The organism is Mycobacterium barrassiae, assembly GCF_025822765.1.
Taxonomy (GTDB): domain Bacteria; phylum Actinomycetota; class Actinomycetes; order Mycobacteriales; family Mycobacteriaceae; genus Mycobacterium; species Mycobacterium barrassiae.
In genome coordinates, this window is the sequence record NZ_JACKUK010000026.1 from 67,233 (window position 1) to 91,313 (window position 24,081).

The 24,081-nt window shown below is 64.1% G+C and carries 22 protein-coding genes and 2 pseudogenes; 10 read left to right on the plus strand and 14 right to left on the minus strand.

The features are described 5' to 3' along the window. The first annotated feature begins 11 nt into the window (after positions 1-11). Genes H7J93_RS16755 through dmpG form a run of 3 tightly spaced genes read left to right on the plus strand, consistent with a single transcriptional unit; the run spans position 12 to position 2,754 of the window. Positions 12-809, plus strand: coding sequence for a 2-keto-4-pentenoate hydratase (locus H7J93_RS16755; RefSeq protein WP_267307432.1), 798 nt, complete (start codon positions 12-14; stop codon positions 807-809). Continuing rightward, positions 806-1,747 carry an acetaldehyde dehydrogenase (acetylating) gene (locus H7J93_RS16760; RefSeq protein ID WP_267307433.1) on the plus strand — a complete coding sequence of 314 codons (942 nt, stop codon included), beginning with the start codon at positions 806-808 and terminating at the stop codon, positions 1,745-1,747. The genes H7J93_RS16755 and H7J93_RS16760 overlap by 4 nt, the downstream gene beginning before the upstream one ends. After that, positions 1,744-2,754: a 4-hydroxy-2-oxovalerate aldolase gene (gene dmpG, locus H7J93_RS16765; RefSeq protein ID WP_267307434.1), complete on the plus strand. Its 1,011-nt coding sequence runs from the start codon at positions 1,744-1,746 to the stop codon at positions 2,752-2,754. The genes H7J93_RS16760 and dmpG overlap by 4 nt, the downstream gene beginning before the upstream one ends. Here the strand turns inward: dmpG and H7J93_RS16770 are convergent, their stop codons facing one another. The 8 genes from H7J93_RS16770 to H7J93_RS16805 form a co-directional block, all read right to left on the minus strand. After that, the gene (locus H7J93_RS16770; RefSeq protein ID WP_267307435.1) at positions 2,755-3,027 is read right to left on the minus strand and encodes a cytochrome C oxidase subunit IV family protein; all 273 of its coding nucleotides are present in this window, start codon (positions 3,025-3,027) and stop codon (positions 2,755-2,757) included. It abuts the gene before it with no gap. Next, a complete protein-coding gene (locus H7J93_RS16775; RefSeq protein WP_267307436.1) occupies positions 3,024-3,626 on the minus strand; it encodes a cytochrome c oxidase subunit 3 in 603 nt (200 codons plus the stop codon). The genes H7J93_RS16770 and H7J93_RS16775 overlap by 4 nt, the downstream gene beginning before the upstream one ends. Continuing rightward, positions 3,623-4,351 (minus strand): hypothetical protein, encoded by a 729-nt coding sequence (locus tag H7J93_RS16780; RefSeq protein ID WP_267307437.1) that lies wholly within the window; start codon positions 4,349-4,351, stop codon positions 3,623-3,625. Before H7J93_RS16780 ends, H7J93_RS16775 begins: the two co-directional genes overlap by 4 nt. A 126-nt stretch (positions 4,352-4,477) precedes the next feature. Beyond that, on the minus strand, positions 4,478-5,374 hold the full coding sequence (locus H7J93_RS29280; RefSeq protein ID WP_267307438.1) for a response regulator transcription factor: 897 nt from the start codon (positions 5,372-5,374) through the stop codon (positions 4,478-4,480). Then, positions 5,371-6,312, minus strand: a complete 942-nt coding sequence (locus H7J93_RS29285) for a response regulator transcription factor (protein WP_267307439.1) — start codon at positions 6,310-6,312, stop codon at positions 5,371-5,373. Before H7J93_RS29285 ends, H7J93_RS29280 begins: the two co-directional genes overlap by 4 nt. Positions 6,313-6,505: 193 nt before the next feature. Further along, positions 6,506-7,753, minus strand: coding sequence for an acyl-CoA dehydrogenase family protein (locus H7J93_RS16795; protein WP_267307440.1), 1,248 nt, complete (start codon positions 7,751-7,753; stop codon positions 6,506-6,508). Positions 7,754-7,758: 5 nt separating this feature from the next. Further along, a complete protein-coding gene (locus H7J93_RS16800) occupies positions 7,759-9,075 on the minus strand; it encodes a cytochrome P450 (RefSeq protein ID WP_267307441.1) in 1,317 nt (438 codons plus the stop codon). Between the two features lie 30 nt (positions 9,076-9,105). Then, positions 9,106-11,562 (minus strand): glycogen/starch/alpha-glucan phosphorylase, encoded by a 2,457-nt coding sequence (locus H7J93_RS16805; protein WP_267307442.1) that lies wholly within the window; start codon positions 11,560-11,562, stop codon positions 9,106-9,108. A 207-nt stretch (positions 11,563-11,769) separates the two neighbouring features. Between H7J93_RS16805 and H7J93_RS16810 the strand changes: the two are divergent. The 5 genes and pseudogenes from H7J93_RS16810 to H7J93_RS16830 all read left to right on the plus strand — a co-directional run. Next, positions 11,770-12,834, plus strand: a pseudogene (locus H7J93_RS16810) (AMP-binding protein); the annotation flags it as partial. A 123-nt stretch (positions 12,835-12,957) separates the two neighbouring features. After that, complete coding sequence (locus tag H7J93_RS16815) at positions 12,958-13,260, plus strand: AMP-binding enzyme (protein WP_267307488.1); 303 nt, start codon at positions 12,958-12,960, stop codon at positions 13,258-13,260. Positions 13,261-13,286: 26 nt separating this feature from the next. Next, positions 13,287-14,168 carry an SDR family oxidoreductase gene (locus H7J93_RS16820; protein ID WP_267307443.1) on the plus strand — a complete coding sequence of 294 codons (882 nt, stop codon included), beginning with the start codon at positions 13,287-13,289 and terminating at the stop codon, positions 14,166-14,168. Positions 14,169-14,180: 12 nt separating this feature from the next. Continuing rightward, a complete protein-coding gene (locus H7J93_RS16825; protein ID WP_267307444.1) occupies positions 14,181-14,993 on the plus strand; it encodes an enoyl-CoA hydratase/isomerase family protein in 813 nt (270 codons plus the stop codon). 19 nt (positions 14,994-15,012) lie between these two features. Further along, positions 15,013-16,174 (plus strand): annotated as a pseudogene (locus tag H7J93_RS16830) (acyl-CoA dehydrogenase family protein). A 25-nt stretch (positions 16,175-16,199) separates the two neighbouring features. On the opposite strand, the gene H7J93_RS16835 reads toward H7J93_RS16830, so the two are convergent. Both H7J93_RS16835 and H7J93_RS16840 read right to left on the minus strand, forming a co-directional pair. Further along, positions 16,200-16,829, minus strand: coding sequence for a TetR/AcrR family transcriptional regulator (locus H7J93_RS16835; RefSeq protein ID WP_267307445.1), 630 nt, complete (start codon positions 16,827-16,829; stop codon positions 16,200-16,202). A 14-nt stretch (positions 16,830-16,843) separates the two neighbouring features. Next, on the minus strand, positions 16,844-17,998 hold the full coding sequence (locus tag H7J93_RS16840) for an acyl-CoA dehydrogenase family protein (RefSeq protein WP_267307446.1): 1,155 nt from the start codon (positions 17,996-17,998) through the stop codon (positions 16,844-16,846). A gap of 172 nt (positions 17,999-18,170) precedes the next feature. On the opposite strand from H7J93_RS16840, the gene H7J93_RS16845 reads away from it, so the two are divergent. Beyond that, positions 18,171-19,067: an alpha/beta fold hydrolase gene (locus H7J93_RS16845; RefSeq protein WP_267307447.1), complete on the plus strand. Its 897-nt coding sequence runs from the start codon at positions 18,171-18,173 to the stop codon at positions 19,065-19,067. Next, positions 19,060-19,860, plus strand: a complete 801-nt coding sequence (locus tag H7J93_RS16850; RefSeq protein WP_267307448.1) for an SDR family NAD(P)-dependent oxidoreductase — start codon at positions 19,060-19,062, stop codon at positions 19,858-19,860. The genes H7J93_RS16845 and H7J93_RS16850 overlap by 8 nt, the downstream gene beginning before the upstream one ends. Positions 19,861-19,903: 43 nt before the next feature. On the opposite strand, the gene H7J93_RS16855 is transcribed toward H7J93_RS16850, so the two are convergent. The 4 genes from H7J93_RS16855 to H7J93_RS16870 are packed head-to-tail and all read right to left on the minus strand — an operon-like array spanning position 19,904 to position 24,034. Then, positions 19,904-20,884, minus strand: a complete 981-nt coding sequence (locus H7J93_RS16855; protein WP_267307449.1) for a zinc-binding alcohol dehydrogenase family protein — start codon at positions 20,882-20,884, stop codon at positions 19,904-19,906. 17 nt (positions 20,885-20,901) lie between these two features. After that, on the minus strand, positions 20,902-21,816 hold the full coding sequence (locus tag H7J93_RS16860) for a 1,4-dihydroxy-2-naphthoyl-CoA synthase (RefSeq protein WP_267307489.1): 915 nt from the start codon (positions 21,814-21,816) through the stop codon (positions 20,902-20,904). 2 nt (positions 21,817-21,818) lie between these two features. Next, a complete protein-coding gene (locus tag H7J93_RS16865; RefSeq protein ID WP_267307450.1) occupies positions 21,819-22,895 on the minus strand; it encodes a helix-turn-helix transcriptional regulator in 1,077 nt (358 codons plus the stop codon). Further along, complete coding sequence (locus tag H7J93_RS16870; RefSeq protein ID WP_267307451.1) at positions 22,892-24,034, minus strand: LuxR C-terminal-related transcriptional regulator; 1,143 nt, start codon at positions 24,032-24,034, stop codon at positions 22,892-22,894. Before H7J93_RS16870 ends, H7J93_RS16865 begins: the two co-directional genes overlap by 4 nt. Between the last annotated feature and the right edge of the window lie 47 nt (positions 24,035-24,081).

Consider the following 24,081-nt stretch of genomic DNA (forward strand, 5'->3'; position numbering starts at 1 on the left):
CGAAGGAACCCATGACTACTACGACAACGCCTCTGCGAGAGGCAGCGGACCGGTTGATCGCAGCCGCCGCGGCGCCGAGACAATGCGACCCCGTACGCGACATCCTGGACGATCGTGACGTCGAAGCGGCCTACGCGGTGCAGCGCCTGCTCACCGAGGACTCGCTGGCTCGGGGACGCCGAATCGTCGGCCACAAGATCGGCCTGACCTCCTCGGCGGTGCAGTCGCAACTCGGCGTCGACCAACCCGATTCGGGCGTGCTGTTCGCCGACATGCGGGTGGCGACCGGGGCCACGGTTGCTTCCGAAAACCTGCTGCAGCCCAAGGTCGAGGCCGAGATCGCCTTCATTCTCGCCGAGGACCTCGACGGCGCCCTTTCGGAGTCGCGGATCAGGGCTGCGGCCGGCGTCGCGGTGCCGGCCATCGAGATCGTCGATTCGCGGGTGCGCGACTGGTCGATCAGCATCGTCGACACCATCGCCGACAACGGTTCGTCCGCCCTGTTCGTGTTGGGTTCGGAGAAGGTGGCCGCCGCCGACCTCGACTTTGTTTCGCGCACAATGCGGCTCACCCAGGACGGCGTGGTGGTTTCTACCGGGCGGGGTTCGGATTGTCTTGGCAGCCCGCTCAACGCGCTGGGGTGGCTTGCCCGCACCGCTGCGGAGAACGGCTCCCCGCTGCGCGCCGGCCACATCGTGCTCTCTGGTGCGCTGGGTCCCATGGTGCCGGTGCGGCCGGGCAGCACATACGTGGCTGAGATCGACGGAATCGGTTCGGTCGAAGTTTCTTTCGCCGAGGTGACCCGATGACGCGGACCAAGGTTGCGGTCATCGGCTCCGGCAATATCGGCACCGATCTGATGATCAAGGTGCTGCGGCTGTCGCAGCACCTCGAGATGGGTGCGATGGTCGGCATCGATCCGGACTCCGACGGGCTACGACGGGCGCAGCGTCTCGGCGTGTCGACGACCGCTCTCGGCGTGAAGGGCTTGCTCGACATTCCCGAGTTCGACGACATCGCTGTGGTTTTCGATGCGACGTCGGCAAGCGCACACATCGACAATGCGAAGCTGCTCGCGCCGTACGGCAAGACGCTGGTCGACCTCACGCCGGCGGCGATCGGCCCGTTCGTGGTTCCTGCCGTGAATCTGCATGAACATCTCGACAGCCGCAACGTGAACATGGTGACCTGCGGTGGACAGGCCACTATTCCCGTCGTCGCCGCGGTCGCCGCAACTACACCGGTGCTGTACGCGGAGATCGTCGCCTCGATCGCGTCGAAGTCGGCGGGCCCCGGCACGAGGGCCAACATCGACGAGTTCACCGAGACCACCGCCAAGGCGCTGGAGGTCGTCGGCGGCGCGAACCGGGCGAGGGCAATCATCGTCCTCAATCCCGCCGATCCCCCACTGATCATGCGCGACACCGTGCACTGCCTGATCGGCGACGCTGATCTCGATGCCGTCGAGGGAGGCGTCGTCGCAATGGTCGACGCCGTTGCCGCCTACGTACCCGGCTACCGGCTCAAGCGACGGGTGCAGTTCCGCCGGCTCGACACGCACGACCCTGCACACGATTTGGTCGACGCAGGGCACGGCCGTCCCTGCTGGCAGGTGACGGCGTATCTGGAGGTCGAGGGCGCCGCCCACTACCTGCCCGCGTACGCCGGGAACCTCGACATCATGACCTCGGCCGCACTACGGGTGGGTGAGAGTCTCGCCGCGCGAACGGAAGAGCGGGTGCCATGACCGAGCTCTACATCCAGGACGTCACTCTTCGCGACGGTATGCACGCCGTTCGTCACCGGCTGCCGGTCGATCGACTGCGAGGGATCGCCGCCGCCCTGGACGCCGCCGGGGTCGCCGCTATCGAGGTGGCCCACGGCGACGGCCTCGCCGGCTCAAGCCTCACGTACGGACCGGGCAGCTCGACTGACGGGCAGTGGATCGCCGCCGCGGCCGAGGTCGTCAAGAACGCTCGGCTGACCACACTGCTGCTGCCCGGCATCGGCACTGTTCACGACCTGGTGGCCGCCCACGATCTCGGTGTCGTATCGGTGCGGGTAGCCACCCACGCCACTGAGGCCGACATCGCCGAGCAGCACATCGCCAAGGCTCGCGATCTGGGCATGGACGTCTCGGGCTTCTTGATGATGTCGCATATGGCCACCCCGGATCTGCTTGCGCGCCAGGCGAAGCTGATGGCCGACGCCGGAGCGCACTGCGTGTACGTAACCGACTCCGGTGGACGCCTGACCATGCGCGACGTGCGAGACCGGGTGCGCGCCTATCGCGACGTCCTCGACGAGCGCACCCAGATCGGTGTCCATGCGCACGAGAATCTGTCACTGTCGGTGGCCAACTCGGTGGTCGCGGTCGAAGAGGGCGTCTTTCGCGTCGACGCATCGCTGTGCGGGCACGGCGCCGGCGCGGGCAACACCCCGATCGAATCGTTCGTCGCTGTCGCGGAATTGCATGGCTGGCAACATGGTTGCGATCTGTTCGCCCTGCAGGACGCCGCCGAAGATCTGGTACGCCCGCTGCAGGATCGACCGGTGCGCGTCGACCGGGAAACCCTGACACTCGGCTTCGCCGGGGTCTACTCCAGCTTTCTGCGCCACGCTGAACGCGCCGCCGCCGACAACGACCTCGACGTGCGCGACATCCTGATCGAGGTCGGCCGCCGCGGCCTGGTCGGCGGCCAGGAAGACATGATCGGCGACGTCGCACTGGATCTGGCGGTCAGCCGGGGTTAATCACACCTGGATCAAGATTCGGGCGATCAACAGCGTGGCGATCAACACGATCCAGCCTTCGCCGACCTGCCGCATCCATTTCGGTGCGCCGCGAATCTCCATGAATTCGAAGACGACGAAGCGCACTTTCACGAAGGCTACGACGATGATCGCAACGCCGGCGATCCGCATATCGGAGATTCCTACGTCGTGCCCCATTCCCCAGGACAACGCCGTCGCCGCCACCAGCAGCAGCCATACCAGAGTGGCGCGAGACCGAAGTAGCACGTTCATGACCGGCCCACGAGGTACAGCAGCGCGAAAAGGACGATCCACAGCAGATCGACGAGGTGCCAGAAGCTGGCACCGGACTCGAGATTCTCGACCTTGGTGGCGGTGAATCCACCAGAGTGTGAATAGACCATCAACGTCGCCAGTACACCCATGCCGATGACGACATGGATCAGATGTATACCGGTGTAGACGTAGTAGAACATGAAGAAGTCATTGGTGTTCAGCGTGAAGCTGGCCCTGATCCCTTTGCTGTACTCGAAATACTTGACGACGATGAACCCGGCGCCGCAGGCGAATGCCGCCGCGAAGCACCGTGAGGCAATCGGGGGCTGCTGCCTGCGCGCCGCCTGCACAGCGGAGGCAACCAGCCACGAGCTGGACAGCATAAGCAGCGTATTGACCAGTCCCAGCGCCTGATTCAGATGACGCTGCGACTCGGTGAACAGCGTCTCCTCTCCGGCCCGGTACTGCAGAAAGAGGAAGAACAACAGCGAGAAAAGGACCAGATCACCACCGATGAACACCCAGATGCCGACCTCACCCGGGACATGCGGTGCCCGCGGGGTCGAGGCCCGGGTCCGGATGGGCGCAACGGTCATGAGGCACGCCGATCGTGCGGAATGCGGACTTCGTCACCATGCTCCTGCTCGGCCAACTGGCCACGCTTCTCTGCGGCGCAGGCCCGCAGGACGACAGCGCACATGCCGATGATCCAGCCGAAGAAGACGATCCACACGAACCAGAACGAGATGACGCCGTCATAGGCGAACGGTCCGGTCGTGAAGAACTCGACGAGGCCCGCCGGAATGATCAACACCGCGGTCCACAAGTTGAGGTAGCCAACCCAGCGAGGAAAGATCGGCGTCGGATTTCGGTCACGCAACACCGCGACGGCGATCAAAACCATGAACATCGCAAACGGCGGCCAGCTAAGGATGAACACGAACCACACGTAATCGTTGGCGACCTGCAAGATGGCGGGGTCCAGCGTTTCCGGCCGGAAAGCCAGCGCGGCCCAGGTTATCGGCATCAGCATGAAGAACACATAGCCGCCGCCGGCGAGAGCGATCGCGGTGTAGCTCAGGACCGGCATTCCACGTTCCATCTTGCGCATGAAGAACACGATGGACATGGACCAGGTCAGGTAGAACGTGAATCCGACACACTCGATCAGCGTGCCGAGGCGGATGGCGAGCTTGCGGTCGATATAGAGTTGCGCAATCTCGGAGGCACTGTGCGCCGGCGACGGCGGTGGGATGAAGCCCATCAGAATGCCCTGCGCGACCACCAGCGAAATCACCAGCGCCACGCCGGACCAGGCCATCACTCTCGCTGTGGGGGTATGGATTCGCAGATCTTGCATCGTTGCAGTCCTCTCACGTTCTCCGCAGCCCAATCCGGTGTCGCAGGCTGCCCATGCCCACTTTCACAGAGAAGATCGCTCTGTTCTTCATCCCGATGAGCGGTCTTCCTCGCTGAGGAGGATGACAAAAGGCAACCAACGGCCCACGCCGTTGTCACAGTGCCGAGGGGAAATGCGCGCGAAACGGGCTACCGCATCGGAGCGGTTGACGGCGCCACTCACTCGTAGCAACGCACGGACGTGGCTCTTGACCGTCGGCACCGCCACCACGAGACGCTCCGCGATCTCGGCGTTCGACAGACCGGCCATCATCAGATCGAGGACTTCGCGCTGCCGAGCCGTCAACCGCGAACGCACGGCGGCTGAGTTCGGCTGCGGGTTGATGGCAGCCGTCAGGCCGCCGCGTAGATCGAGTCCGGCGTCGACCAGCTCGATCGGGCGCTCAGCAGATTCAGCGAGGGCGCTGCTGAGCCGGGTCAGTACGAACCGTTGGTCCTCTGCTCGCTGCCGCGCGCCCAGCAGTCCCCACACGGAGCCGAGCACGTTCGCGTATGTCTCGACGATTTCGACATCGAGAGCCCGGCCAATGACGTGCAGCAGGCCGAGAACCGTGCCCGCGGACGGAACCGCGGCGACGACCATCTGCCGTCGCTCAGACGAGGCCGTTGGCTGATGAATATCAGCCCGCCCCAGACGAATCACCTGCTGTTCGAGCGCTGGGGCGTCGTGTACCCGCACCGGGTTGGAGGGCACCGTCTCGTCGGGTTCGAGGAGCGAAGCTTCCCCTGCCCTTAGCCATGGCATCCACACCCCGCCGGTTACCCGACCGAGGGCGGCCGCTTCGGCTCGGCATCCCGTGAGGGCCAGTTCGCCGGCGCAGTCGGTGAATTCTCCGACCGAGCGGCACAGCCGCAGCGTCGCGAGCGTGGCGTCCAAGGTGTCCCAGTGCAACCTGTCGACAGGTTGAGCTTCGGATCCGCTCACCTGAGACTCTTGCTGATCTCCAGGTACCGCGCCACCGCGGCCGCGCGCGTCGTGACCCGCAGCTTGCGCAGCACGCTGCGCACGTGTGTTTTCACGGTGTCCTCCGATACCGACAGCCGCTGAGCGATCACCCGGTTGGTGGCCCCGTCGGCGACGTGATCGAGGACTTCCCATTCCCGTGCGGTCAGGAACGCGTAGTTCTTGCGGTCAGCATCGTCGGCGTCGGGAGCGACGGGCGGCATGTGTAGAACGACCGGGAGGTCGACCGCCGCCGAGTCGATCAGTTTGAGCGATTCGGTGGCCCGCTCCAGCTCGCGCATCGCTCGCCGGGACCGCTCGGCGATCCTCTCGCCCCAGATCGCGCACTGATACACGATAGCCAGCTCGCCGCAGAAGGCCTGGATATATCGCCGGTCGTCATCGTCGACCAGGCGCTCCTGCCCAACCCGATCCGCGTGCATGAACCCGATGGCGCGGCCCTCGACGACAATGGGCGCGGCGACATATGCCGGACTCTGCGAGAGTTCGACGATCGGTTTGAACGCCCGCGTGCCGATGAGAGTTTCGTCGACCAACACGGCAGTGCGCCGCCGGACCATGTCCGTCTCCGCGAGCAGGTTCGCCAGCGGGATCTCCGTATTGCTCTCGATGTAGGCACGGAACGTGCTGGATTCGCGATGCAGCTCGTCGCGGGTGTACAGCTGCAGCGGCACCCAGCGGGACCCCCGCACCGCCGACAGCATCGCCCGGGTGAACCCGCATGCCTCGGCCAGCTCCCGCGGTGCGGTCGCCCGAATGATCTCGCTCGAGGGTGCTGAGGCGAGCCGGGCCATTACGGCCCGGAGCCTCGCTCGGCATTGGCCGAACGGATCGGCAACCGGCGCCTGCGCCGTCGCGGCGTGCGTCGTTGCGGTCAGATCCGGCACAGCTTCCTGCACGAGTCAATCGTGCACCTTCAGCCTGGCGGTGCACAGCGGGCCACCCGCGTACGAGAATCTGTCACTGGCGGTCGCCAACTCGGTGCTCTCAGCCGACGAAGGCGCCTTTCGCGTGGACGCGTCGCTGTTTGCGGTCACCGAGCCGGGGCAGGCAACTGTCCGATCGAGACATTCTGCGACGTCGCACTGTCGGTCAGCCGGTGATGTCGCGCCCGAGCGCGACGCGTGCAATGCTCCACAGCTGCACCTCGTTGGCGCCCTCGTAGATCTCGCCGACCTTGCTGTCGCGCCAGATCGATTCCAGGTGGTTGGTCTTGCCGTCGGCGCTCAGTTGACGAACGAAGCCGTACCCGCCGTGCACCTGGATGGCGTCACGGGCGACCTCGACGGCGACGCGGCTACCGGTCACCTTCGCCATCGCGGCCTCGGGTTCACCCGACCCGCGGGCGTCGGACTTGCGCGCCGCCTTCTGGTACAGCGAGCGGGCCGCCTCCAGGGCGATCGCGTGCTCGGCCATCCGGAACTGCCAATGCTGAAATCCGCCGAGCTTGGAGCCGAAGGCGCTCCGGCTGCGCAAGTGCGCGGCGGCGTGGTCAAACGCGCACTGCCCCATGCCGACACCCATCGCGCCGACGCCCATCCGACCATACGAGAGGCTCTTCAGCGCGGCGGCCAGCCCTCGGCCCGGCTCGGCGATGACGTGGTCGTCTGGGACGAACACGTCGGAGAACTCGACGTCGGAGGTCAGCTGCAGCCGGTTGCCCATCTTCTTGTCGGGTTCGCCGACAACGACTGCGTCGTCGTGCATATCGACCAGCAGCATCGCGTGTTCGCCGTCGACGACGCACAGCGTGGTCATAATGTCGGCCGCGCACGAGTTGGTGATCCACCGCTTGCAGCCGTTGAGACGGTAGCCGCCGCTGACCCGCGTCGCCGTGGTCCGCATCGCGTCCGCCGACAGGTCGGTGCTGGCATCGGGCTCGCTGGTGGCGAAGGAACCGACGATCTCACCGCGCACGAGCCGAGGCAGATACTCGCCGCGAATGTGCGCCGGAGCCGCGTCAAGCGTGCGCCCCACGAGCAGCGCCTGCCCGTCGTACAGCGCCGACGCCACCCCCGGGGTGTAGTACGCCAACTCTTCGAGCACCGTCGCGGCCGCCAACATCGGGAACTGAAGCCCGCGGCCGCCGACGTCGGAGGCGAACGGGACGGTGTACAAGCCCGCGGCCGCCATTGCGTCGAGGATGTCCCGTGGGAAGGCGGCCTTGGACTCCTCGGCGGAATTCAGCTCTGCGGCGCGGGGTGCCAATACGGTCATCGCGAAGTCTCGGGCCTCGGCGCGGATCTTGACGGCCTCGTCCGGGAGTAGCAGATCGTCACTGAGCCGATCGGACGTGCGGGAAAGATGGTCAAGGGTGGAATCTGACGGCGTCGTGGACATGAGACTCATACCATATTCGGCTCGAACGGAAGCTCGACGACGCCGCGCATGAAGTTGGTTTTCATCAGTATCGGCTCACCGGCGACGAAGTCGGGCATCTGTTCGTGCAGTTCCCGGAATAGTGACCGCAGCATCGATTTGGCGAGCTGGTTGCCCAGGCAGAAGTGCAGGCCTCCGCCGCCGAACGCGATGTGGAGGTTGGGCTGGCGCGTCACATCGAATGTGTCCGGGTTGACGAACACCTCGGCGTCGCGATTGCCGGAGGCATACATCATGACGACCTTGTCGCCCGGCAGGATTTGTTGCCCGTTGAGCTCGTATTCGGCGACGGCGGTGCGCCGGAAGTTCAGCACCACCGATCCCCAGCGCAGGAACTCTTCGATCGCCGTGTTGATGCGGCTCTCGAAGTCCTCCCACAACCACTGGCGCTGATCCGGGAAATCGGTGAGCGCCTTGACCGCGAAGCTGGCCGTGTGGCGGGTGGTGTCTGTGGCTGCGACGGCGAAAAGCACCATCACGGCGCTGATTTCGGGGTCGGTCAGTTGCTCACCGTCGATCTCGGCCTGAACGAGATTGGTCAACAAGTCGTCGGCCGGTTCCTTCCGCCGGTCCGCGATCAGCTGCGCAGCGATTTGGTGGATCTGCACCGTCGCCTCGAGTTGCACCTGCGCGCCGTCGCGTCCGGCCAGCAAGACGGGATCGGCCCACGCCACGATCTCGTCGGCGGCGTGCGCGACGGTGGGCCGCAGCTCCTCGGGGACACCGAACATGTCGCCGAACATCTCGATCGGCAGGTGCCGGGAGATGTCGGCGACGAAGTCGATGGGCTCGCCTGCGGCGGCCTTGTCGCGCGCGGCGGCCACGATCCGGCGGGCGCGCGAGGCGATGTCGTCGTCGATGCGCTTGATCTGGGGCCGGGTGAACGCCTTGCCTACCAGCCCGCGGACCTTGTCGTGCTGCGGATTGTCCATAGCCAGAAACGACATCGCCATCTGCAGAAACACCGGCGGAAGCACGTCAAACATGACGCCGTAGCCCGACACGAATACATCGGAGTTCTTACTGACCTCGACGATGTCGGCGTGACGCACCACGGCCCAAAAGCCCGGATCGTTCTGTTGCGGGTGCAACGCCGTTTCGATCGGCGGCTGCCAGCTGACCGGCCGCTGCTCTCGCAACTGCTTGAAAGTCAGGTCCCGCTCCTCGACGTCCTTCTCCCAGAACGCGTCTGAGGAGACGTTGAGGTCGTCATGAGACCGGGTTGCGGCGACGTCGTTGGTCGGGGCGACCTCCGTGTCGTCGAACTGTGGTGGTGTGGTCATGGAAATCTCCTTATCGAAGACCGCGAGACGCTACGCGCTGACGGTCACGGGTCTGACGTTCCAGATATCGTCGCAGTATTCGCCGATGGCGCGGTCCGACGAAAACTTGCCGCTGCGTGCGCTATTCAGGATCGACATCCGCGTCCACGCCTCCGCGTCCCGCCAGGCGGCGCTCACCCGGCCCTGGCAGTCCAGGTAGGCGCCATAGTCGGCCAGCACCAGGAACGGGTCGTGGTGGGTCAAAGATTCCACCAGTGGACGGAAGACTTCGGGGTCACCGCGCGAGAATTGCCCGCCCGCAATCAGTTCCAGCACCGCCTTGAGTTCGTCGTTGCGCCCGATGTAGTCAGCAGGCCGGTAACCCTCGCGCTGGATGCGCTCGACTTCGGGCACCGTCAGCCCGAACAGGAAGAAGTTCTCCGCGCCGACCTCGTCGCGTATCTCGACGTTGGCACCGTCGAGTGTGCCGATGGTCAGCGCGCCGTTGATCATGAACTTCATGTTGCCGGTGCCCGAGGCCTCCTTGCCTGCGGTCGAGATCTGCTCGGAGAGATCGGCGGCCGGGTAGATCAGGTGGGCGTTCTGCACGTTGAAGTTGGGCACGAACACCACCTTCAGGTGTTGGTTCACGTCCGGGTCGGCGTTCACCGTTTCGGCGGCCCCGTTGATCAACTTGATGATGCGCTTGGCGATGAAATAGCCGGGTGCCGCTTTCCCGCCGAAGATGAAGGCCCGCGGCGGAATCTCGAGGTTCGGGTTCTGCTTCAGCCGGTGGTACATCGTGATGATGTGCAGGACGTTGAGATGCTGGCGCTTGTACTCGTGGATGCGCTTGACCTGAATATCGAACAGCCAGTCGGGATTCAGCTCGACACCGGTCGTCGAGCGAACGTAATCGGCAAGGCGCGCCTTGTTGGCATGTTTGACCGCACGCCATTGGCCACGGAACGCGGCGTCGTCGGCATACGGCTCGAGGTCGCGCAGCTTCTCCAGGTCCACCAGCCACCCGTCCCCGATGGTGTCGTCGAGCAGCTCGCGAAGCCCCGGGTTGGCCAGCGCCAGGAAACGCCGCGGGGTGACGCCGTTGGTCTTGTTGGAAAACCGCTCTGGCCACAACTCGTAGAAGTCCTTGAGCACACTGGCCGTCAGGAGCTCGGAGTGCAGGGCGGCGACGCCGTTGACGGCATGGCTGCCCACTGTGGCCAGATGCGCCATGCGCACACACTTTTCGCCGTCCTCGCCGATCAGGGACATGCGCCGCACCCGGTCCTCGTCCCCCGGGAAACGCGCCCGCACTTCATCGAGGAACCGGCGATTGATCTCGTAGATGATTTCGAGATGCCGCGGCAGGAATTCGGCGAACATCGCCAACGGCCAGGTCTCCAGGGCCTCGGGCAGCAGGGTGTGGTTGGTGTAGCCGAACGACGCCACCGTGATCGCCCACGCCGCGTCCCAATCGAGATGCTTCTCGTCCAGCAGGATACGCATCAACTCCGCGACGCCGATCGACGGATGCGTGTCATTGAGCTGTATCGCGAACTTCTCCGGGAGCGCTTGGACGGAAAGATGCGCGAGGTTCTCCAGGATGTGGAAAATATCCTGCAGCGAGCACGAGACGAAGAAGTACTGCTGCAGCAGGCGCAGCCGCTTGCCGATCTCCGGTTCGTCGTTCGGATAGAGCACCTTGGTGATGGTCTCGGAGGTGACTTCGTCCTCGACTGCTTTCCAATAGTCGCCGGCGTTGAAGACGTCGAACTCGAACGACTCGACCGCTCTGGCGCTCCACAACCTCAGCGTGTTGCAGGTGTTCACGCCGTAGCCCTGAAGGGGCGTCAGGTAAGGAACGCCCTTGAACACCCGCCGCGGCACCCAGCGCGCGCGGTCGTAGCCTGCTTCGTCGACGTAGTTCTCGGTGTGGCCGCCCCAGTTGACCTGATAGCTGAGATCGGGCGTGGCGATCTCCCACGGATTGCCGTTGGCCAGCCAGTTGTCGGGCTTTTCGACCTGCCAACCGTCGTGGATTTCCTGGTCGAAGATGCCGAATTCATACCGGATGCCGTAGCCGATCGCCGGACGCTCCAGGGTGGCCAGCGAGTCGAGATAGCAGGCCGCAAGCCGGCCCAGGCCGCCGTTGCCCAGCCCCGGCTCCTCCTCGGACGCCAGGACTGTGTCGAGGTCCTGGCCCAGCGCCGCGAGCGCCGCCCGCGCCTCCTCCTCGATCTGGAGATTCAGCAGGTTGTTCCCCAGCTGCGGCCCCATCAGGAACTCGGCGGACAGGTAACAGACCACTTTCCGACGGCGATCGAGGAAGGTCTGCGTGGAAGCGAACCACCGCTGCTGCACGCGGTCACGCACGGCCAGTGCCAGCGCTCGATAGTAGTGCGCCGGCGTCAAGACGGATGCTGGGCGACCAATCGAGTAACGCAGATGATCCGTAATGGCCTGTTGCAAAGCATCGGCCTGCAATCCGGTCCGAACGTCCACCACATCATCGAATCACCGCAACTCAGCGACGGTCAGACCCCGGAGGGGCGGTCTTCGTGACCCGAAAGGGGTATCGGCCACGTCCACTCGAAGTTGGCTCTTGGATTGCCGGGATATCATTGATAAATTATGGTCTGCCCAATTTAATCATCAGTAAATTTTAGGACTAGCGCAATGACGGTCGCGTCTGGCATCTCCTGCATCCCCGACATGGCACGGGCTTGGTCGAGCAAAACACCCGACAAGGCCGCGTTGATCGACCAGGATTGCGTGGTCACCTATGCCCAGCTCAACGACCGATCGAACCGAATCGCCAACGCGCTGATCGCGGCCGGCATACGGCCCGGCTCCCACGTCGGCTACCTGGGCAAGAACTCCGCGGCGTTCTTCGAGATCTGAGTAGGCGCCAATAAGGCGGGCTGTGGGTTGGCGCCGCTGAACTGGCGGAGTGCTGCACCGGAAATCGTCGAGGTCGTCGACGACGCAAGCGTGTCGCTGATCTTCGCAGGACGTGACTTCACCGAACTCGCTGAGCGGGTGCGCCAGGCGACGGAAAAGACCGTCCAAGTCGTTCCCGAATGCGAGCTGGGCCAGTGGCTTTCGCGTGGCGGATTCGAAGACCCTGCCATTGCGGTACCGCCGAATGCCACCGCGTTGCTTGGCTACACATCGGGCACCACGGCTGCCCCTAAAGGTGTGCCGATTACGCATGGCGCTTTGATGAGCTGGTTCCGTGCCGCGGTGACGGAACAGTCAGTGAATTGGGACACCGACGACGTCGGCCTGATGGTCATGCCGAACTTCCATCTGGCAGGAACATTGGTGTCGCTGCCGGCGCTCTATCACGGTGCGTCTTTGGCGACCTTGCCCGCGTTTGATCCTGCAGCTTTCATCTTCGCCGTCGCCGAACACCGGCCCACCGTGACGTGCCTGGTCCCCACCGCGCTGCAGATGCTGTTGGACCATGAGTCGGAGCAGCCGACCGACTTCTCATCACTGCGCCGGATTCTCTACGCCGGCTCACCCATCGGACAGCACACCCTGCAACGAGCACTCGATGTATTCGGTTGCGATTTCGTGCAGTTCTATGGAACCACCGAGACGTTCATCATCACACTGCTACGCCCCGAACAGCACCGCCTTGACGAGCCGGACCTGCTGAAATCCTGCGGACAACCGATGCCCGGGGTGGAGTTGCGAATCGTGGACCCGAACGGGCGCGACCTATCCGCGGGCGAGGCCGGCGAGGTCCTGGTGCGCTCACCGTGGATGTTCAGTGGCTACTGGAACAAACCCGACGCGACCGCAAGCGCGATCATCGACGGCTGGTACCACACCGGCGATGGAGCCATCCGCGACCAGAACGGCAACCTCTTCCTGGTTGACCGACTCAAGGACATGATCGTCAGCGGCGGGGAGAACATCTATTCAGCCGAGGTCGAACGCGCGTTGGCGGCACACCCGTCGGTGCAATTGGTTGCAGTGGTCGGTGCCCCCGACGAAAAGTGGGGAGAGCGCGTGGTCGCATTCGTTGTGACCTATCCGGACAAGTCGGCTGACGTGTCTGATCTTGTGTCGCACTGCCGAGAGCTCATCGCGGGATACAAGGTTCCCAAGGAAATCCACCTGGTGAAGTCCCTGCCGCAAACGGCGAGCGGAAAGGTGCAGAAAGCCAACCTACGCCAACAACTTCAGGGCTAATCGCAGCCACCCAAAGGAGAACATTCGTGGGCTATCAGTCAGTTTTCAAGGATGACCTGTTCGCCGGGCAGACCGTGGTCATCACCGGTGGAGGCAGCGGCATCGGGCGGTGCACCGCTCACGAACTTGCCGCGCTGGGCGCCGAAGTGGCGCTTGTCGGCCGCAATGTCGACAAGCTTCGCGCCGTGCAAGACGAGATCCGCTCAGACGGCGGACGCGTTTCGATCCATGCCACCGACATCAGAGATGAGGTGACCGTCATTGACGTCGTCGACGCGATCATCAGCGACCACGGCCGTATCGACGGACTCTTCAACAACGCCGGCGGCCAGTACCGGGCACCACTGGAATCGATCAGCACCAAGGGTTTTGAAGCGGTAGTGCGCAACAACTTGACCGGTGGGTTCATCGTGATGCGCGAGGTCTACAACAAATGGATGAAGACTCATGGCGGAGCGATCGTGAACATGATCGCTGACATCTGGAACGGATGGCCGAACTTTGCGCATTCGGCTGCCGCCCGTGGTGGAATGCTGACGCTCAGCGAATCCGCCGCCACGGAATGGGCCGCCGCCGGGGTACGTGTGAACACCATCGCGCCAGGCGCCATCGCATCGAGTGGACTTGACACATATGACGACAAGGACACCGACTTCCTCCGTAACCAAGTCGCACGCGAAATCCCGCTGCAGCGCTACGGAACCGAGGCCGAAGTCTCGGCTGCTGTGGTGTTTCTGCTGTCACGCGGCGCTAGCTTCATCACCGGAACGTGCGTCCGCGTAGACGGTGGGGCACCGAACGCCAAGCCCGGATGGTGGGACCTGCAACCAGCGGAACACAACACCCCGTTCAACGGGTTCCACCGATCGGCGCTGCCCGTGATCCTCGACGTCAATCAAACGATATAGAAGGGTTTCCCAATGGCAGACAAGTTGATTTACGAAAAGCGGGATGAGGTCGCGTACCTCACCATTAATCGCCCGGAAGTCAAGAACGCCATCGACATCGAGACCCATGAGTTGATTTGTGAGGCATGGACGGACTTCCGCGACGACGCAAAGATGCGCGTCGCCGTCATTACCGGCAACGGTGACGCGTTCACAGCCGGAGCTGACCTGAAAACTCATGCGCCCGAGTGGCAGACCGTCGGACCGATGGTCGGACGTGAACGTATCGAGGACGGCCTGTGCGGAATCACCCGGGGCCCGCTGTCGCGCATCACCAAGCCCATCGTCGCCGCGATCAACGGCTGGTGCGTCGGCCACGGCGTCGAGCTGGCGATGGCGTGTGACATCCGGATCGCGTCCGAGCGTGCGCAGTTCGGCACCTTCGAGGTGCGTCGCGGAATGCATCCGGCCGACGGCGGCATCCCCCGCCTGGTCAACGTCTGCGGTGTCGGGGTGGCGTTGGAGATGCTGCTGACCGGCGAGCCGATCTCTGCCGAGCGGGCACTTACCACCAACATGGTTGCACGAGTGGTTCCACACGAGAAGCTGATGGAGGAGACCGACGCCGTGGTGCAGCGAATCCTGCGCTGCGATCAGGCCGCGATCGAGTCGGCCAAGGAGACGGTGCTCGAGATCATCGGCCGCCCACTGTACGACCAACTGCGCGTCGAGGCGATGTGGGGCTACGCGTTGTGCGGCGGCAACACCAACGTGATGGAGCGATCGCAGCAGTTCTTCGACAAAGCCGACCGCGGACGAGCCGGCGCCACCGCCAGTCCCCTGTGACCGCGGAGTCGCGAAAGATATGTCTGAACTGTTTCCGGACTACCACTCTCCGTGGGAAACCGATGACCAGCGGCTCCTTCGCAAACGCGCGGCGGCGTTCTTCCGTATAGAAGTCACGCCCAATCAGGAACGCTGGGCCGAACAGCATCAGGTTGATCGCGAGTTCTGGAATAAGGCAGGCGCCGCAGGCCCGCTCTGTCCGGAGCTACCGGATGAATACGGCGGCGCTGACGGCAATTTCGGTCACGAGGCGGTAATTCAGCACGAACTCAGTTTCTCCGGAGAACTCGGCGTTCGGCTTCAACGCACATTCCACGATCTGCACACATTACATCTACGCGTTCGGCAAGGAGGAGCAGAAGTCGCGCTGGCTGCCGCAGGTGACGACGGGCGAGGGGGTGCTCGCTATCGCGATGACCGAGCCCGGCACCGGCTCGGATCTACAGGCGGTGCGCACCACCGCCGTTCGTGACGGCGACGATTACGTGATCAACGGGTCGAAGACGTTCATCATTAACGGATCCCATTGCGATCTGTTGATTGTCGTGGCGAAGACCGACCCCAACCAGGGCGCCAAGGGGATCTCGTTGTTCGTCGTCGAGACCAACGGTCAGACCGGGTTCGAACGTGGCCGGCTACTGCACAAGATCGGCCAGCATGGGCAGGACACCCGCGAGCTGGCATTCACCGATATGCGCGTGCCGGCCCGAAATCTCCTGGGTGGGGTGGAGGGCCAGGGTTTCTACCAGCTGATGAAGCAACTCCCTCGGGAGCGGCTGAGCATCGCGGTCGGCGGCGTCGCTACGGCTGAGGCCGCCCTGCTGGAAGCGGTCAAGTACGCCAAGGAGCGCAGGGCGTTTGGCAGGCCCATCCTCGACTACCAGAACACCAAATTCGTTCTGGCCGAATGCAAGGCCGATGTCCTGGCCGGCAAGACCCTGATCGATCACTGCATCGGGCGATACTTGAACGGCACTCTCGACGCGTCAACCGCGTCGATGGCCAAGATCTGGGTGAGCGACATGCAATGCAAGGTCATCGACAAATGCCTGCAGATCTTCGGCGGCTACGGCTACATCATGGAATACCCCATCGCGCGGATGTACGCCGACGCACGAGTGCAAAAGATCTACGGCGGCACCAATGAGATCTTGAAAGAACTCGTTGGCCGCGAGCTCTGATCACCGCCACACGGCGTACGCGAAACTATCCGCGGGTCGGCGCGTAAAGCGTGTTCCACACGATGCCGGCATATGCCTCCGCCAGCCGATCCTGGCTTGAGCCGGCCTCTGCGCGCAGCATCCGGTGCAGGCCGCGTTCGGCCATCCATTGCAGCCAGTACGCGGTTTCGGCTGCGGGCAAGGACGGGTCGATGAACCCGCCGGACTGCCCGGTCTCGATGTGTGTCCGCAGCCCGTCGATGTAGCGGCGCATGGCGTCATCGACGGCCTCGCGCACGCCGTGGTCGGTGCCGATGGCTTCGTGGGTGGCGGCCATCAGCTCAGGATGTGCACGGTAGGCCTCCACGATCCGTTCCAGCGCGACGTGCACGTCCTTCTTGGTAGCTGTGCCGTCCAGCGACCACCACCCCTGCGCCGCATCGAGGATGACCTGAGTGAATTCTGCGTACCAGGTGCGCAGCAGGTTGGTCTTGTCCACGAAGTAGGCGTAGAACGTGGAGCGCGATATCCCGGCCTCGGCAACGACGCCGGCGACGCCGATGTCCGCGTATGTCGCTCCCGACCGCAGCTGCCGTTCGATAACCGACAGCACGCGTGCGCGCAGCTCGTCGCGACGCGCCTGACCGGTTTTTTGAGCGGTGTCCGCGGCTGTCATGCCCTCACGCTAAATCAGAAGGAGATGCTCTGGCGCGAGAGAACGTCCTTGGCGATCACGCGCTTCTGGATCTCGGCTGTTCCGTCGGCAACGAGGTAGGCCATCACGTCGCGGAAGCGTTGCTGCAGTGGAAATTCGGTGGCGTAGCCGAGGTTGCCGTGGATTCTCATCGCGGCTTCGATCGCGTCTTTGGCGACCGTGGGGGGCCACCACTTGCTCATCGAGGCCAGTGAGGTGTGCGGCTTGCCCTGTTCACGCAGCCACAGTGCGCGATAGCACAGCCACCGCGCCGCTTCCAGATAGGTGGCATGCTCGGCGAGGGGGAACGAGACGCCTTGGTAGTCCGCGATTGGTTTGCCGAAGGCCTGCCGCTGTGTCGCATAGACAGCGGCTTCGTCGAGGCTGGCCTGAGCGGCTCCGAGGCACATCAGGCCGAGCGCGGCGCGGCTGAAGTCGAAGTGACTCATCACGGCACGGAACCCTCGGCCGGGTTCGCCGATCAGGTGTGACGTGGGGACGAAAACCTCGTCGAGATGGATCGACCCCCATCCCAGCGGCAGACAGCCCATCCCGGGCATGTGGTGCACGCTGACCTTCTCCTGATCGAGGGGGACCAGGAAGCAGCTGACGCCTTTCGCCCCAACGGTTCCGGGCTCCCGCGCATAGATCAGCGCCGCAGACGAATGCATGGCCCACGAGATCGCGGTCTTCTCTCCCGTCAGCTGCCATCCGCCGTCGACCGGCCGCGCGACCGTTTTCAGGCCGCCCGCATCAGAGCCCGAGCCCGGTTCGGTCAGGGCGATTGCGACGTTTTCCCGACCTTCGATCATCGCGGGTAGATAGCGCTGTCGCACTTCGTCCGTCCCGTGCATCAGCTGTGAGCCGATGAGTCCGATCTGCACGGGCGCAGACGCGACGTTGACGTCGCCATAGGCGAGTGTTTCGGTCGCAAGCCCGAGCATGACCGGATCCTCTTCGCCGGTCCCGCCGTATTCCTCCGGCAACCCGATTCCCAGCACGCCGAGCTCGCCGAGCTGCCGCAAGATGTCGAAGGGAAATTCTGTCGACGCCGCACGGTCGCGATAACCCGGCAGCAAAACCTTGCGCGAGAACTCCCCGAGGGTCTGCTGGAACGCTGCCTGATCAGGCGTGAACTCGAAGGAAATCATTCGGGTGCCTCCAATGCGGGCGACAAGGACCCCGCTCGCGGTCACTGTACACATGAGTCTGGATGTACGTCCAGACTCATGTGTAGCACGGTCGAGGCCTTGACTACTTCGGTCTGACCATTTTAATGTTGCCTATGTTTCCAAATCCGGCGTCTGTAGCTGGACGGCTCTGATGGCGCCCGAAACGCTCTCCTACCGTTCTGCGGACGGTAGGAAACTCGCCGGCTACCGTTGGAACCCGCCCGCGGACCATGCAGTTGAGGGCGCCGTCGTACTCGTTCATGGCATGGGCGAGCACCTTCGCCGATACGACCACGTCGCCGAGGCGCTCACCGCGGCAGGGTTTGCGGTTTACGGACACGATCACCGCGGACACGGCGCCTCGCTGACCGGGAACAGCGAACCCGGCCACCTCGGACCCAACGGGTGGCAGGCACTTGTCGACGAACTGGGCTTGGCGGTGACGCGGGCGCGGTCAGCCTATCCGGACTTGCCCCTGACGATTGTTGCCCACAGCATGGGCTCGTTTGCCACCCAACAGTTCTTGCTGGACCATGGTTCGGAAGTCGACGCAGTCGCCCTGACCGGGACAGCGGCGCTCGACCTCTTGGAACCGGCGTTAGATCTATCCAAAGACCTGGATCTGTCCGACTTCAATGCATCGTTCCAACCCGCGCGCACTGATTTCGACTGGTTGTCCCGCGACGATGCCGTCGTGGAGGCATACCTCGCAGATCCATTGTGCGGATTCGGTATTGACGCCGTGTCGGCCAAAGACATGTTCGCAGGGGCTCGACGACTCGCCGGCCCCGATCAGATGTCGGGCGTCCCCTCCGACCTTCCCCTGTATATCGCAGTGGGTAGCAGGGACCCCGTCAATGGCGGACTGACCCTGCTCTGGCCGCTCGTAGACCGTTATCGCGCTGCCGGACTTGACGATGTGACCGTCCGCGTTTATGACGACGGTAGGCACGAGATCCTCAACGAGACCAATCGCTCCGAAGTGATCGACGACCTCGTGCAATGGCTGCACCGTGTATCAACTACCGGGAGGACCGATCATGGTTGACGAGACCGGGGCCGGACTGCCCGCCCCCAAGGATCTCGACGCCTCCTCCGCACTGATCGTGGGCGGCACCGCGGGCATCGGGTTCGCCTCAGCCCGGGCCCTGGTGCAGGCGGGTGTGCCGCGGATAGTCGTCTCCGGTCGCAATGCAGAACGCGGCGAGCTCGCCGCGAAGTCGCTCGCCGAACTGGGCGCAGCCGCATCCTTCGTCGGCGGTGACGCCACTGATCCCGCGTCCGCGGCGGCCGTGGCTGCACAAGCCGACGAAATCCTCGGGGGTGTCGACATCCTCATGTGCAGCACCGCCGCCGACGTCCGGCCCGAACTGTTCATCAACATTCCGACTACCGACATCAGCAGGTGGCTCACCCAGCTCGCGCTTCCGTCGATGCATATGGCGAGCTCGGTGCTTCCCGGGATGCGGAGCCGGCGCGGCGGCGTCATCGTGAATGTGGCGTCGGACGCCGGGAAAATCGCGACACCGGGAGAGGCCGTCATCGGCGCATCCAAAGCCGCCATCATGATGTTCACGCGAACGATCGCGATCGAGGAGAAGCGTTACGGCATTCGCGCAAACGTGTTGACGCCGTCGCTCGTGCACGGAACCGCTTCAACCGAACGCATCACGACCGAAGGATTCAGCGCCAAGCTGTTCGCAGCCGCGGCCCGTCAGGCCGCCCTTGGGGTACCGACAGCCGACGACGTCGCCGCACTGGCGGTGTTCCTCTGCGGTGCAGGGGCTGCCAAACTGACCGGCCAGGCAATCAGCGTCAACGGCGGCATCTCCGCGGCGTAGGGTGGCCGACGTGGTGGATGGCCGGGTCGCGGGCACGCCTTCGTCACATCCGGACGACGAGCTTTCCCGTGGAGCTGCCCGACTCCATCGCGGTGTGGGCCTGCGTAATTTCGTCGAAGCTGTAGACACGGTGGATAGGCACGGTCGCGTCGCCGGCGGCCACTTCATCCAGAAATCTCTGCAGTACGGATTTCGGTAGGTCGCCCGCGTCTCCGGAGTAGGTGCTGAGCCGGACGCCACGCGGGATGTAGTCGACCGGATAAAACTCTTTCACAATCCATTCATTTGACAGCATTCCGGCGAAGCACACGACTCCGTGGACACGCGTCGACCGCAAGGTGTCCCGCAGGGTCGGGGCGCCGACGAGTTCTAGAGCCGTGTCGACGCCGTCGGGAATGATGTCGCGGACGTCGAGGGCCACCTCGCCGCGGTCGATGAGTACGTGGTCGACGCCAATGCCGGTGAGGGCTGCCGTCTTGTCTGGGTTACGCGTGGTCGACAGCACCGTCATGTTGCGTTGCTTCGCAAGGATTGCCGTGGTCATGCCGACTGACGAGGTACCGCCGCGAATGAGGATGGAATGGCGCGGTTGCGCTGCCAAGCCGACGGTCAGGCAGCCGTAGGACGTTTGCAGCATTTCGGGGACCGCGCCGAGAACGGCCCATTCCAAAGCACTTTCGAAGGCGATCACCTGCGCGGCCGGCACGCAGGTGTATTCGGCGTAGCCACCATCGAATGAACGGCCCATGCCCCCCATCATGGCGGCTACCTGCTGGCCGGCCCTGAATTCGCCGCCGGGGCACTGATCGACAACGCCCGTGGCCTCGATTCCGGGTACGCGGGGGAACGTGACTCCCTCGGCGAGGCCGAGGCGGGTATGCAACTCGGACCGGTTGAGTCCGAACGCTTCTACCCTGATGCGAACCCACCCCGGCGGCGGAGTAGGTATCGGGATTTCCCGTATGCGCATCGCCTCCGGTGGCCCGGGTGCGTCGAGGACGACCGCACGCATGGTGCGCCTCATGTCTTCATCACCTCGAGCTAAAAGTAACGAGGGAACGGCGACCAGTCCGGGTTGCGCTTTTCCAGGAATGCGTCGCGGCCCTCGACCGCTTCGTCAGTCATGTACGCCAATCGTGTTGCCTCACCGGCGAATAGCTGCTGGCCGACCAGTCCGTCATCGATCATGTTGAACGAGTACTTCAGCATACGGATCGCCTGGGGGGACTTGCCGTTGATTGCCGCCGCCCACTGCAAGCCAACGGATTCCAGGTCGGCGTGGTCGATCACCGCGTTGACCGCGCCCATTTGATGCATTTCTTCGGCGGTGTACGTGCGGCCGAGGAAGAAGATCTCGCGCGCAAACTTCTGGCCGACCTGCCTGGCCAGATAGGCGCTGCCGTAGCCGCCGTCGAAACTGCCGACGTCGGCGTCGGTCTGCTTGAATCGCGCGTGCTCGCGGCTCGCCAACGTCAGGTCGCAGGTCGCGTGCAGGCTGTGTCCCCCGCCCGCGGCCCAGCCATTGATCAGACAAATCACGATCTTGGGCATAAACCGGATCAGCCGCTGCACCTCGAGGATGTGCAGCCGCCCCGCCCTCGCCGTATCAACCGTGTCGGCACTCTCTCCGGATGCATACTGATAGCCGCTACGGCCCCGGATACGTTGGTCTCCACCGGAACAGAACGCCCAGACGCCGTCTTTCGGAGACGGTCCGTTGCCGGTCAGCAGCACCACTCCGACGTCGTGCGAGGTGCGGGCGTGGTCGACGACGCGGTAGAGCTCGTCAACGCCGTGTGGGCGGAATGCGTTACGCACCTCGGGCCGGTTGAACGCGACGCGCACCGTTGGCTGCGGCTTCCCGTCGACAACATGGCGGTGGTACGTGATGTCGGTCAGGCCGGCGAACCCGTCAACAGACTCCCAATCCGAGGCATTAAAAGGGTTGTTGTTCAACGTCATCCGCTATGCCGTAGCGATCCGGTCCTGGCTTCCATGTAGAGGGCGATCGCCTCCGACCGGTTGATCGCACCTATCTTCCGAAGGATTCGTTTCACGTGTGTCTTCACCGTTTCGACGGTGATCACAAGTTCGTCGGCGATCGCGGCGTTGGATGCGCCCAGCACGAGCCGTTCGAACACCTGACGTTCGCGGTTCGACAGCGCCGCCGCCAACGTCGAATCCGGCGCGATGGTCGGCGGCTCGCCACGGTTGTCGTACTCGACATCAAGACTGATCGCGGCCGCGGCGATGCGGTCGGCTTCCTCTGTCAGCCGCGCCGCCGCACGGGCGATCGAGGTGCGCTGTCGTTGCACGCGTTCGGTGTTCAGCATTCGCTCATGAAGCAGCGAATAGGCAGCGGCGAACGTACCCAAAAGATCGATATCCCGGGCGGAAACGCCGCCTTCGTGACGGCTGACGTGGAGTAGGCCGACCACCATCGAATCGGCGACCACCGGGGCGACGAGATAGTCGGCGGAGCCGAGCAATTCGCGGTAGCCCGGCGCCGGCGGCGCGTCGTCGACATTCGTGCGAATGGCGTCGCGCATTCGCACACACTGTCGCTCGGCCACGCATCCACGACGCTTGATCACAGTTGGACCACGGAGACTGGCGTCGGATTCCTCGACGAGGAATACGTCGTCCTCGACCAGCGACAGTAACGCCTTGTCGAAAGCGAGCCCGTCACACAGCTCTATGCAGGCTTGCCGGCCAAGCCCTTGCAGCGAGCCGGCCTTCTTCATCCTGCGGATGCCTGCGGTCAACGCTCGCACCACGTTGCTCGTGTGGCTGCCGAGCAAAACGCGCGCGTCCACCTGGGCCTTGAGAAATTCGGTGAAAGAGCCGTGCCCGGTCCGCGGTGTGGCCTCGACGCCAACGTTGCGGTCGCCAGACAACAGCCGACGGGTCGTGGTGGCGGCCATCTCAATGGCTTCGTCCAACGTCATCGCAACCTCAGACCGGGAGATGCCGAAGGCGGTGCACAGCTTCTCGTCGAGCTCGTTGAGCCTGGCCACGATCTCGCGGGCGTTCATGGCGTTGCTCCGGCGTCGACGGCGGCGATGCCGGCGTAGACCGCGACCGCCGCTGCCCTGCTGGGCGTATGAAGCTTCCTGGCAATGTGTTTCAGATGTGACTTCACTGTGCCTTCGGAGATCACCAGGCACCGGGCGATCTGCGCGTTGGTGGCCCCCGTCGCCACATATGACATGATCTCTCGTTCGCGGGCAGTCAACGACGGCACAGCCGGTCGATCGTGTCGGTCATGATCGTCGTGTCGTTGTCCCGGCACCGGCCACACCGCCGAACGGGTGGGTCGTCTGAGCAGCTCGTCGACCTCCGAGCGCAGATTGTCGACCTCGGTGCGTTGTTGGGCGGCCTTTTCCTCGAGCGCAGCGCTCTCGAATGCCACCGCCAGGCACTCGGCAAAGGCCTCCAACTGGTCGAGGTGGTCCGTGGTCACCGCTGCCTCATGGTCGGGCCGGTCCGCATGCAGCATCCCAATTGCCCTGCCCTGCAATGTGATCGGCGCCGCGACATACCCGCGGCAGCCAGAGACGTCGACGATCTCCTTGAACGTGCGCTTGTCCTCCTTCGGTGACGACACCAGGGCTCCGCATCGTTTGCGGATCAGTTCCGTCTCGAGCGGAGCGTCCGCCAGCTGGATGTGGGCACCGTGGACCCAATCGAGGAACGGTCGCGAGTAGGAGTCGACCTTCTTGTCATCGATATACAGATGCTGGGGCCGCCACACCGACCCTCGCACGGTGGAGATCATTGTCCGTGCGAAGCCGAATTCACGGCTGAGCACCAGCGGTGCGGCGTAGATCATCTCCCGCGGAGACAAGCCCTGAAGGCCCGCAAGGGCGCGACGGATCTCCGACATGCACCTCATCCGTCGAGTCAGATCCTCGTCAAGCAGGTCACATCGCACCTTCAGGACCGAGATCAGCAGTTCTGCGGTCGCCGCCAGATCGTCGGCGGGCTCCTCCGCCAGGGCGATACGCTGCTCCAGGCGCCGGCTCAACTCGTCCAACGTGCATGCCAGCGCGGCCATCTGAACCTCGGAAGGTGGTAACCCGAGTTGTTCATTCACAGCCGCCACGACGTGGTACGCGCGCTCCACCGCGGTCGAAGCCGGGGTATTTGGGACCACCGTCATCTGCGTAGTCATCGCCACCCCTCCCCTCTGAAGAGTTCCGCCAACCAATCAAACGGTCA